Annotated in this window: 10 protein-coding genes; 6 read left to right on the forward strand and 4 right to left on the reverse strand. The window is 44.9% G+C overall.

The window, feature by feature from the left end; genetic code table 11:
- Positions 1-10 precede the first annotated feature (10 nt).
- Complete coding sequence (locus tag K0625_RS20315; protein ID WP_220111329.1) at positions 11-241, forward strand: hypothetical protein; 231 nt, start codon at positions 11-13, stop codon at positions 239-241.
- A 94-nt stretch (positions 242-335) separates the two neighbouring features.
- Here the strand turns inward: K0625_RS20315 and K0625_RS20320 are convergent, their stop codons facing one another.
- Positions 336-821, reverse strand: a complete 486-nt coding sequence (locus tag K0625_RS20320; RefSeq protein WP_012326241.1) for a YajQ family cyclic di-GMP-binding protein — start codon at positions 819-821, stop codon at positions 336-338.
- 142 nt (positions 822-963) lie between these two features.
- Here K0625_RS20320 and K0625_RS20325 point away from each other — a divergent pair, with 142 nt between their 5' ends.
- The 4 genes from K0625_RS20325 (at position 964) to K0625_RS20340 (ending at position 4030) form a co-directional block, all read left to right on the forward strand.
- Positions 964-1329, forward strand: coding sequence for a VanZ family protein (locus K0625_RS20325; protein WP_220111330.1), 366 nt, complete (start codon positions 964-966; stop codon positions 1327-1329).
- 14 nt (positions 1330-1343) lie between these two features.
- Positions 1344-2291: a ketopantoate reductase family protein gene (locus K0625_RS20330; protein WP_220111331.1), complete on the forward strand. Its 948-nt coding sequence runs from the start codon at positions 1344-1346 to the stop codon at positions 2289-2291.
- A gap of 156 nt (positions 2292-2447) precedes the next feature.
- On the forward strand, positions 2448-3932 hold the full coding sequence (locus K0625_RS20335; protein ID WP_220111332.1) for a sodium-dependent transporter: 1485 nt from the start codon (positions 2448-2450) through the stop codon (positions 3930-3932).
- Positions 3929-4030 carry a MetS family NSS transporter small subunit gene (locus K0625_RS20340; protein ID WP_220111333.1) on the forward strand — a complete coding sequence of 34 codons (102 nt, stop codon included), beginning with the start codon at positions 3929-3931 and terminating at the stop codon, positions 4028-4030. Before K0625_RS20335 ends, K0625_RS20340 begins: the two co-directional genes overlap by 4 nt.
- 29 nt (positions 4031-4059) lie before the next feature.
- On the opposite strand, the gene K0625_RS20345 is transcribed toward K0625_RS20340, so the two are convergent.
- Positions 4060-5511, reverse strand: coding sequence for a sulfatase (locus K0625_RS20345; RefSeq protein ID WP_220111334.1), 1452 nt, complete (start codon positions 5509-5511; stop codon positions 4060-4062).
- Positions 5512-5580: 69 nt separating this feature from the next.
- Positions 5581-7065: a sulfatase family protein gene (locus K0625_RS20350; protein ID WP_220111335.1), complete on the reverse strand. Its 1485-nt coding sequence runs from the start codon at positions 7063-7065 to the stop codon at positions 5581-5583.
- 398 nt (positions 7066-7463) lie between these two features.
- Between K0625_RS20350 and K0625_RS20355 the strand changes: the two genes are divergently transcribed.
- On the forward strand, positions 7464-9656 hold the full coding sequence (locus K0625_RS20355; RefSeq protein WP_220111336.1) for a tetratricopeptide repeat protein: 2193 nt from the start codon (positions 7464-7466) through the stop codon (positions 9654-9656).
- Positions 9657-10206: 550 nt separating this feature from the next.
- Here the strand turns inward: K0625_RS20355 and K0625_RS20360 are convergent.
- Positions 10207-11664, reverse strand: coding sequence for a sulfatase (locus K0625_RS20360; RefSeq protein WP_220111337.1), 1458 nt, complete (start codon positions 11662-11664; stop codon positions 10207-10209).

Consider the following 11664-nt stretch of genomic DNA (forward strand, 5'->3'; position numbering starts at 1 on the left):
GGAGTAATTGATGGATATTGAACAAATTATCATCGTAGCGCTAATATTTGGTTTTCCTTGGCTAAGTTATGACTACTTTAAATATAAAACCAAAATGAAACAGCTAGAAGCCAAGCTGCAGGACTCTGAAAAAGTAAAAGTCATCGATGAGTTAGACAGTGTGAAACACCGCTTGGTCGTGCTCGAAAAGCTAATAACAGATAAAGGCTACGAAGTGAATGAAGAGATCCGAAAGCTTTAATACCAATCAGTATAACTTACTGTCTTAAATAAAAAAGACGCTTTAAAGTGGTGTTCTTTAAGCGTCTTTTATCTTAATTTTTTCGCAGAAAAAATTAATCTCGGAAGTTATTAAACTGGAAAGGCTGATCTAAGCCTGACTCTCGAGCCAGTGTCATAACAGCTTGTAGATCATCACGCTTCTTACCTGTGACACGTACAGAATCGCCCTGAATTGAAGACTGTACTTTCAACTTGCTGTCTTTAATTATCTTCACCAGCTTCTTAGCTGTCAGAACCTCAATCCCCTCTTTAAAGCGAACCTTTAATGAGAATGTCTTGCCACTGTGTACCGATTTATCATCCACATCCATCGAAGCGGGATCGACATTACGCTTACTCAGCTGCATACGCAAAATATCAACCAGCTGCTGACACTGAAAATCATCTTCAGCAGAGAGTGTTACCACATGGTCTTTGTATTCAATGCTTGCATCTTTACCACGAAAATCGAAACGACTCTTAAGTTCACGAACCGAGTTGTCTACCGCATTTCTTAATTCAACTTCATCGACTTCTGAAACTATATCCATTGAAGGCATTTCATGGACCCTATTACTAGATTGATCGTGGCGCTAGTTTACCTCATACCAAGCGGGATCACACTAACCGCTATGGAAAAGTGGGTGACAAGGGGGCAGCATTTTCCTATTATGACCCAAATAACAAAAAGCTTCTGAACCAGTGATATCTAAACGAAATATATTCAAATTAGCCCTGATAGCCGCCTTAATCGCGATCAGTTATCTGGTCTTCTCCCGACCTAGCTATCCTCAGCTTATTCCTCATATGGACAAGGTTGGGCACTTAGTAAGTTTCTTCTGTCTATCCTATCTGACCTACTTGGCTTTCAAACCCAGATGGGGGGTTCTTGCCATAACACTTGCTTGTTATGCTATCTTCATCGAGTTAGTTCAGTATTGGCTCCCCTACCGAAGTGCATCACTGGCTGACTTTGCTGCCGATATGCTTGGCGTTCTGCTCTTCTATTTTTGCCATTGGAGCTACCTAAGGTATTTTCAAGCATCCCATCTATCAGAGCCAGAGTAGTTAGGGCAATAAACATGAATAAAGCAGAGCCTAAAGTGGCTATTCTAGGAGCTGGCGCCATTGGCCAGCTGCTGTATCATCAGCTATCCGCTGCCGGTATCTGTCCTTACTTTATTACTAGAAAAGAGACATTGAGTAAGCAAACACTTACTTTCACCTCCCTTGAAAACAAGGTTAGTGGCTCAGAAGCTCAACTCCTATCCAGTGATACTCAATCACACTCAGGTGATGAGCTTGCCAGCATATTAGCTGGCACAGAACTCATCATAGTGTGCGTTAAGGCTTATCAAGTCAGGAGCGCCATCGATGCTATCCTTTCACGGCTACCTAAACAGTGTCATATCCTACTGCTCCATAACGGAATGGGCCCACATCTTGAAGTAGCCAAACAGCTATCAACTCAAGGACTAAGTGTCGGCACCACCTCTCAAGGCGCGCTCAAACTCGCCCCTTGGCATATACAGCAAACTGGTTCAGGCAGCACTCAGCTCGGTCATGTATGCGGCTCAAAACTGCCAGACACACTCAAAGCGTTATTGCTTAATGCCATTACACACAGCCAATGGTGCGATCCCATATTACCGCTGCTTTGGCAAAAATTGGCCATCAATGCGGTGATTAACCCGCTTACCGCCATTGAGCAGTGTCGCAACGGCGACTTAGCAGCTCCTCGCTATCAAGCAATGCAGGCTGAAATCATCTCCGAGCTTGTTGAGGTCGCCCATGCAGATGGAGTGGAACTCGACGAGTTAGTGCTTACCAACCGGATAAATGAGGTGATAATGCTCACTGCTAATAACTTCTCCTCCATGCATCAAGATGTGACAAACAAGCGGCAAACAGAGATAGAGGCCATCAGCGGTTATATTATTAAACGAGCAGCTATACATGGGCTTGAATCAAAAGCCAATCAGCAACTTTTCGAACAGGTAAAAACTCTCGAGTCTCGCTACCTCTATTAATTCACATAGAGATAAATCTCAAACTTAAAATTCAGTATTTTTCTCAACGACTAGAAATAGCCATAATTAGCCTCGAGTAAATTAGCCCTAGACGCCATACTTCTTATCTGTCTACTATGATGGAATAATAAATAGACAGATATCATGGTAGAGTTTATGAAAAGAGAGCAATGGAACTCGCGAATAGGCTTTATACTCGCCGCCGTAGGCTCGGCAATAGGACTGGGGAATATTTGGCGCTTCCCCTATATGGCCTACGAGAATGGTGGTGGTGCCTTCTTTATCCCCTATCTTTTCGCCATGCTTTCAGCCGGGATCCCATTTATGATAATGGAGTTCAGCCTGGGACATAAACTTCGCGGCGCTTCACCTAAAATTTTTTCCAAATTAGGGGAAAATTACGGACTCAGACTCGAATGGTTAGGCTGGTTTCAGGTCTTTATCGCCGCCATTATTGCTATCTACTATGTAGCTGTTATCGGTTGGGCCATCTCCTTTTTCAGCTTCTCATTTGATCAAAGTTGGGGGGGCGACACCAACGCCTTCTTCTTCAGCGAATACCTTAAAATTGGCGACCACTCCCCCACCAGCCTAGGCGGTTTTCAACTGCATATCGCCATCCCTATGGCCATCGCTTGGTCAATCACCTTTATGGCCATATTTACAGGTGTCAAAGGCGGCATTGAGCGAGCTAGTAAGATAATGATGCCGCTGCTCTTTTTTATGGTGTTGATATTAATTGGACGAATAGTCTTTCTACCTGGCGCACTAGAGGGGCTTAACTACCTGTTTCAACCTGACTTTAGTAAAATCATGGATGCAAAAGTCTGGTCGGCGGCTTATGGTCAGATCTTCTTCACCCTAAGTGTTGGCTTTGCCATCATGTTGGCCTATTCGAGTTACCTTCCTGAAAAGTCAGATATTAATAACAACGCCTTTATGACGGTATTGATAAACTGTGGCTTCTCAATTCTGGCGGGGGTACTCATCTTTGCCATCTTAGGTTATATGGCGCAAGAACAAGCTAAACCTCTGACCGAAGTGGTCTCATCTGGGGTTGGTTTGGCTTTCGTGACTATCCCCGCCGCGATTAACTTACTTCCAGCCCCCTATATTTTTGGCCCCCTCTTCTTCTTTGCCTTAGTCGTTGCAGGACTAAGCTCACACATATCGATAATTGAAGCGGTCACCTCGGCCCTGATTGATAAACTCTGTATGCCACGAAAAAAAGCCGCCATCATAGTGTGTGGCAGCGGCTTTATTATCTCCATGGCATTTGCCACCAATGGCGGATTACTGCTACTCGATCTAGTTGATTACTTTATTAATAATGTCGCCCTACTCTTTAGCTGCTTTGCAGAGCTGATAATATTGGCTTGGTTGTTTAAGATTGCCGACATTCGAGAGTACGCGAATCGAATATCTGATTTCACAATTGGCAGCTGGATGGAGCTCTGTCTGCGCTTTATCAGCCCCGCCATGTTAGCGATTATCTTAGTTAAAAACCTGATCAACACAGTCAACAACGGTTATGGCGATTACCCCATTACCGATCAGCTGATCTTGGGCTGGGGGCTTATCGCCTTTATGTTGTTTGTCTCTCTTATCATCAACCTAGCATCCAATAAGGAGGAGCTATGAGTACTGGCGCCTTAATCATGATGACACTAGCACTACTGATCACTTGGGGCGGTGCGGGGATATGTATCGCTATTGCGATGAAAAAATCCAAGGCTTAACCCAGTAAAAAGCCCCTTTCGGGGCTTTTTTATTGCTCAAGCAAGCTGACTCGCTCGATATCATTATCACGATACCACTCATCCAGTAGTGCAAGTAGATGTGCCCGCCGCTTAGGCTCTAAATGCTCAAGATTGACCTGCTCAGCGATATCATTGCTTAGATTGTATAACTCCACCCTATTTTGTTCATAAAAGTGCAGCAGTTTCCAATCACCTACACGAATAGCGGCACTTGGTTTGTTACCGCTGCCATGATAATGCGGATGATGCCAGACTATGACTCGCTGCTTAGCAAGCTCTGGCGCTTCATCCAATAAAAAGATATCTGAGCCATCAATCCCAGCAGGGAGCTTAGCACCTGCCACATTAGCCAATGTTGGATAGAGATCTGCCGATGTCGTCAGGGTATCGTGCTGACTCTGAATTTGCTGACCGGGTTGATGAATAAGCAGAGGAATACGCACTCCTCCCTCATAGACCCAACCTTTACCAGAGCGCAGAGGCAAATTAGCAGTCGATGTCACCCTTTCATCCCCCTGAAGGCGTGTGGAAAAACCACCATTATCAGAGGTTAATACCACCAAAGTATTCTTATCTAGCCCCTGCTTTTCAAGTGACTCAAGTATACGGCCAACAGACTTGTCTACCGCCCAGATCATGGAGGCGTAGTTGGCATCGACTTGATTTATCTGAGTTCGACTTTGATGGCCTTTGTCGATTAAAAAAGCTTTCTCACCTGCCACAGTATTGGTTTTCTCCTTAAAGTACGCCAACTTATCAGGCCCCGCCTGCAGAGGAGTATGTACCCCATAATATGACAAGAGAGCAAAAAAAGGTTTCTCATGTTTTTGTGATAAAAAGTCTATGGTTTCATCAGTCAACCGCTTCGTCAGGTGCTCGCCTTTGTCACGATTTGGAAGATTGGGGTTTTTATAGGGATCGTAATATCCACCAGGTGGAGAGCCACGGTGCATTCCACCAATATTGATATCAAAACCTTGATCTGTCGGTAGGTAGCCCTCTCCTCCCATATGCCACTTTCCCGCAAAAAAAGTTGCGTAGCCTCGAGATTTAAAGGCTTCGGCTAAGGTAAATTCAGTTAAGGCCAAGTGGTCTGTTTTCCACGGCTCCTTCAACTTAGGAAACTTAGCTTTATAACCAGGGAAATGGGTCGTAATTTTGAGTTTACTGGGGTGCTTTCCCGTCATTAAGGCGGCCCGAGAGGGAGAGCAGACCGGAGATGAGGAGTAAGCTTGAGTATAGAGTCGACTCTGCGATGCTAATGCATCTATGTTTGGAGACTCATAATATTGACTGCCATAGGCACCCAAATCTGTCCATCCGAGATCATCTATCAGCAGGACAAGCACGTTTTGCTCAGCGCCATTAGGTGATTTCTCTAATTGCAGTTCAGGTTGAGGAGCAGCAAACACACTGAAGCTGACAAGGCTTGCTAATAACAGGGGATTGTATTTCTTCATCACAACAGATCCATATTATCAAATTAACATCATAGCTGGGCTCAATTAAGCCCAACTAAACACAGAAATTTACTTAACTTCTAACTGTTGCCAATAACGTTTCTCCCAGCCAGCTGGCTTTGCCAGCGTATCAAACCAGGCTTTGTAATCAGCAGTCAGTTGCTTCACAACTTGAGGATGCTTATTGGCAATATCCTGGTGCTCAGCATGATCTGTGCTCACATCAAACAGCTCCGTCTTCTTGCTATCGGCCCAATACCTGAGCATCCACTCACCACTTCTTACGGCCCAAGCAGGCTCTGCGGTGGACTTATCATCTATCTTCTTCCCCTTAGCATCACGAATAAATCCCCAGTGGTAAGAGAGCTGACTTGCCCAGAAAAGCTGACGGTTATCTTCTTCAGCCCTCTTCAGCTTAGGCAGTAAACTGTTTCCATCAAGATCCTCTGATAAATCCACACCAGCAGCAGCCAGAGCAGTCGGCATCAGATCCATTGAGGAGATAACAGCATCATCAACACGCCCACCATTAACTAAGGCTTTAGGCCCCCAAATAACGACGGGAACCCGAGTGCCACCTTGCCATACCTGTCCCTTGTAACCGGTAAAAGGGGCATTGGCAGGTAGAGGGAAAGGCTTACCACCCGGCGCACCATTGTCACTTAAAAACATGATGATGGTGTTATCTAGCTGACCATTACTGTCCAACTGCTTGATAATTTTGGCCACTCCTTGATCTAACGCGTAGAGGTAGGAGTAGAAATAATCCAGATATCGGTCACCACTGTTAAAAGGTGCCTGATACTCTTTAGGAGCTGCCTTATTTAAGGGGCCATGCACGGCGTTATAAGCCATATAGAGGAAGAAAGGCTTACTCTTGTCTTGATTAATGAAATCAATAGCATTATTAGTCAACTGATCGGTCAGGTAGCCTTCAGCCTTCACAGGTTTACGATTAAGTTCGAGAATTTTGGAATCATAATAGGGGGTGCCTGAACGATCAAAACCGAAAAAGAAATCGAACCCACGATCTAGCGGGTGTTGAGCTAACTTGTAGGAAGCTTTTTTCTCTCCCTTTGTCAGGTGCCATTTACCAACAGCGCCAGTACGGTAACCCGCTTTACGGAAGTTATTTGCCAGTACATTCTCCTCAACGGGTAAACCAGCGGCCTTAACATCTGCATTATTATATATACCAAATCGCTGTGGATAGCGGCCAGTCATCAAGGCTGCACGGCTAGGACCACACAGTGGGCTAGGAACATAAGCATTGGTAAAACGAACCCCTTCACTGGCTAATTGAGTCAAAGTTGGCGTCGCTTTTTTTGCATAAGAACGAGCAAGCTCAGGTTTATGACGCTGACTATCCCGTTTAAGGTTTTGAGGGTTATAGCTATCGGCTGTTGCCAAGTCCAGATTCATGGCCACATGACCAAATCCCATGTCATCAGCCAACACGATGACGACATTCGGCGGTGTCTGCTGCGCTGCAATAGCTGAGCTACCAAGCATCAGACCCATCAAGCTCCAGCGTAAGGAGGTTATTAAACTCATGACTTCTCTCTTTCCTTGCTATCATTATTATTTAGGTTTGAAAATCCACCTTAGCAATTAAATGCTATTTATAATACATAAAGGCTGGAGCTTTACCTTTTTTTACAAATCAGCCACATTTAGCTCTACCAGTGTAGTGTGGCACTAGACCCCTTATCACCTAAACAACTTAACCGACTAATTAATAAAAATAATAAATTAATAGCCGACTTATATTCCAGTCAAGATCTCCTTGGCGGTAGATTCCCTGTCAGGGTGATTTAAAGGCGGACAAGCAATGAAATATTTAACAAGTGTATGGTTCTTCCTCTATAAAATATATATGATAATTAGAAAATAATAACATCTTGGCAGTCGATCCTCTTCTAGATATTGGTTGCAAAAGGTTTGGAGTCATTGTGCTGCGTTTCTCTATTCTCATCATGCTAATCTTATCCCTTGAGCTCTCTGCTTCAGAGAAGGCACAGCCAAAAAGTAATACTAGCTGTATCAGCTGCCACCAACAGGAAGCTGGCCATTGGCAACAATCTGATCATGCTAAAGCGATGGCAATTGCAACGGAAGCCAATGTATTAGGTGACTTTTCCTCAGTCGATATCCAGCACTATGGCCAAAGAGCTCACTTTTACCACAAGAGTGGAAAATACTTTGCCGATATCAGCTATGACAAAACTGAAAAACAGCCGGGTAAAGCCAAGCAAAGCTTCGAAGTAAAATACAGCTTTGGCCACTACCCTCTGCAGCAGTATCTAGTCGAGACTGGCAAAGGAAAGCTACAGGTATTGCCATTTGCATGGGACAGTCGACCAAAAACTGAAGGTGGGCAGAGGTGGTACCACAACTACCAAAATGAAGCTATCGCTCCCAACGACAGACTACATTGGCGACAACCACTACAGAACTGGAATGGCATGTGCGCCGATTGTCACTCTGACGGACTCAAACGACACTTCTCTTTGAGTGAACAATCTTTCGATACCCAGTGGGATAATATCAATGTGGGCTGTCTATCCTGTCATGGAGATATGTCGGCCCATAGCCAAGCGCAAACAATCAAAAGTAATAACCCAAGTCAGTTATCACTCAACACTAACCCCATGCATAGGGACGATAAAGGAGTCTGGAAACGAAAGGTCGAGGAAAAGGTAGCCACTTGGCACGGAGAGCCCAGAGACAACCGCTTTATGGAAACCTGTTTCGCCTGTCACTCCCTAAGATCGCCACTAACCGACGGAATTGAAGCGCAAGAGCCGTTTCTGGATCAATTCTCCCCTAGATTTATCAATGCTCCAAGCTATTATCCTGACGGTCAAATTAAGGAGGAGGTCTATGTGTATGGCTCCTTTATGCAGAGCAAGATGCAAGCCGCTGGTGTCAACTGCCTAGATTGCCATGATAGCCATACTATGAAGCTTAAAGCTGAAGGTAATAATCTGTGTCTGCAGTGTCATAGTCCAGCGCACTTTAATACTAAGGAGCACCTTCACCACAAAGCGGGAACAGCCGGCAGTCTATGTGTTGATTGTCATATGCCACAAACCCGTTATATGGGCGTTGATGACAGGCGAGACCATAGCTTTAGTATTCCGCGCCCTACATTGAGCGAACAAACGGGCTCACCTAACGCCTGCAATCGTTGCCATCAAGATAAAGATCCTAACTGGGCAGCTGCACAATTAAAAGACTGGTTTGGCGGTGAAAAACAGCTAGCGTCAAACCAGCTCGCACTCATCTCCCTTAGAGCTGGGGAGGCGATCTCGCCAATCGCCCACAGAAAAATAATCGATGATGCAAGTATTGCAGCTATCAAGCGTGCCAGTGCAATCGAGCTACTACCTATGACCCATGAGACCGTCAACGTTAACTGGTATCAGAGCCAACTCACCTCATCAGAGCCACTTATTCGCTTAGCTGCTGCGGAGCAAGGCTACCTCTTACCAGATAATATTCGAGCACAGGCGCTTTCCCCTTTATTAAACGACCCACTACGCTCTGTTCGTATCGCAGCAGCAAGAACCTTGAGTGCAGATACAAAGCTAAAGGCAACCCAAGAGTTAACCTTTTCTAATGAAGTCAGCAGTTGGCGAGGAGAGGGAAGATTGAATCTGGCATTACAACATCTGGCACTAGGCCAATGGGAGAAAGCTGAAACCCAGCTTATCGCCAGCATTGCCACCGACCCCTATTTCGACCCAAGCTATATTAATCTGGCAGATATTTACCGAGCAAGCGGACAAACGAGCAAGGCCAGTAACACTTTTAAAGAGGGACTATTACACAACCCTAACTCTTCAGGTCTGCATTACGGATTAGGTTTACACCTCATAAGAGCTAAAGATTATTTAGCCGCTGAAAAATACCTAGAGAACGCTGCCACACTAGCCCCTCAAAATGTGCAATATCAATATGTCTATCTGGTGGCATTAGATCATAACGGCAAAACGACTGACGCCTTGGACTACCTTAAGCGATACCTATCAAATTATTCCGCGCATCCACAACTTATCGACACAGGCATCAGCTTTGCCCGAAAACAGGGCCACCTGAGCATGCTCAACTACCTGCAACAGCTGAAAAGATCCAAAGGATAAAGTAATTAACTATGAGAAAGAAAACCAGAAGTCATGACTTCTGGTTTTTTATTTGAAGAGACTTAGTTAACTGTTAGTTTTTAAATTTAATCTAGCACCTTGCATATCATCGCTTTGCAGATAAGTAGCACTAACCTTATTCAGCGTTATGGGTCATACAGCCGGAAACTGCAACTTCTCTAAGTAAAGGGGTGACTATCATATTTAGCAGCTAGCTTTGTTTGGAAGTTTGACCCTAGTGGGCGAAACTTTTTCGCTGACATATAGCCTTCTTTACCATCTTAAAATTGGGCAAAAAAAAACCGAATTCAGGGTTTAACAAACCCAGAATTCGGCAAACAAAAGGAAAACTACACATTAAACCTAGCAATAAGGCATCAACATAGTGATTAACAAATCTTCAGGAATGCCTGTCCAAGCGCCCTAAAGCAAAAGTGCAGCAGTGTCGCTTCAGCTCCACCAACTCATGGAGTGTTGATGAAACTGACTAATTCCTCCTATCAATCGCTGCACGAAATACTGATAGGAGAAACTCTTTAGTCCCTTAACATCAGAGCAGATCAGGTCGTTTAAGTATTGGGTTAACCCCCACATCCATCTGCCACTCTAATAGGGTTTGCTTTAACTGAGCTACACGCTCCGGTTGCTGCTTAGAGATATCCATGGTTTCAGCAGGATCGGTGAGCAGATCATAAAGTTCCGTTTTACCAGAGACAAAAGCAATCAACTTCCAACGTTTACCTATAACGGCAGCATACGCATCTTCATAGTTGCGATATAAGATCACATGTTCGCGACTCAATACCTCTCCCTTCAACATAGGCACTATGCTCTGACCATCCAACTCTTTAAAACTAGATGGATCTCCACCGGCAATATCGACAAATGTGGGTAAAATATCTGTTGATAGCACCAACTGCTCCGATATTTGCGAGTTAGGTGTGACCCCAGGCCAACGTACCATTAATGGCACTCTTGCACCGCCTTCATACAAGGCTCGGCCTCCAATTTTGCCTCCGCGAAGAGGGGCATTGGTGAAGTATCCACCTTGATCTGAGTAAAAAATAACAACGGTATTGTCCGCCTGTCCAGAATCTTCTAAGGCTTGTAGAATGCGACCGACTGAGGTGTCTAAAGACTCAACCATGCTACCGAAATTGGCATATCTCTTATCTAAACCTCGGTCTAAATATTTTTGAGTAGCCGCCTTTGGCCCTTGGTGTGGTGTATGCACTGAGTAGTAGAAGTTAGTCAACATAAAGGGCTGATCTTTATCGTAATCATTGATAAAGTTCACGACATCATCCGTTAAACGTTCAGTCAGATTCTTACCTTTGGGCGCATCGGGATAGGGGTTACGGTATGCCTCCCAAAATGGCGCGTGATAACTCTTTGGATGACCCGCTGTCGATACTCCAAACTGCTCATCAAAGCCCTGCTTTATTGGAAAATACTCCTCTGAACCCAGATGCCATTTACCGGAAAACGCCGTGTAATAACCTAAAGGCTTAACCGCTTCGGCGATGGATGTCACCTCCAGCGGTAGGTAGTTCCTAGAGGGTTCCTGAGCAGGATCTGTCGGCAACAGATGAAACTCTTTCGTCGCTCGATGAAATTTATCAAAACCTAGTTCAGTTTTGCCATCGGGAATATGCCGCGGCATCTTCAACCTCGCGGGGTGTTGCCCTGTGATAACAGAGGCGCGACTTGGGCTACAGGTGGGCGATGCAACATAAGCCCGAGTAAACTCAAGACTCTGCTGTTTCAAACTATCTATGTTTGGTGTATCCCAACGAGCCGTGCGGTAACCTAAGTCTGTCCAGCCCAAGTCATCAGCAAACAGCAATAAAATATTAGGTTGCTTCTGAGCCTCGGCGACTGACTCAGTCGCTATGGCACCAACCTCAGAGCTGACAGACTCGTTTGTTGGCGAACATGCTTGTAGTAATCCCATGAATATCGGTACTAATACGGTACAAAGTGCTGTTTTACGGGTATTCATTGTCAT

The sequence above is a fragment of the Shewanella nanhaiensis genome (assembly GCF_019457885.1).
Classification (GTDB): domain Bacteria; phylum Pseudomonadota; class Gammaproteobacteria; order Enterobacterales; family Shewanellaceae; genus Shewanella; species Shewanella nanhaiensis.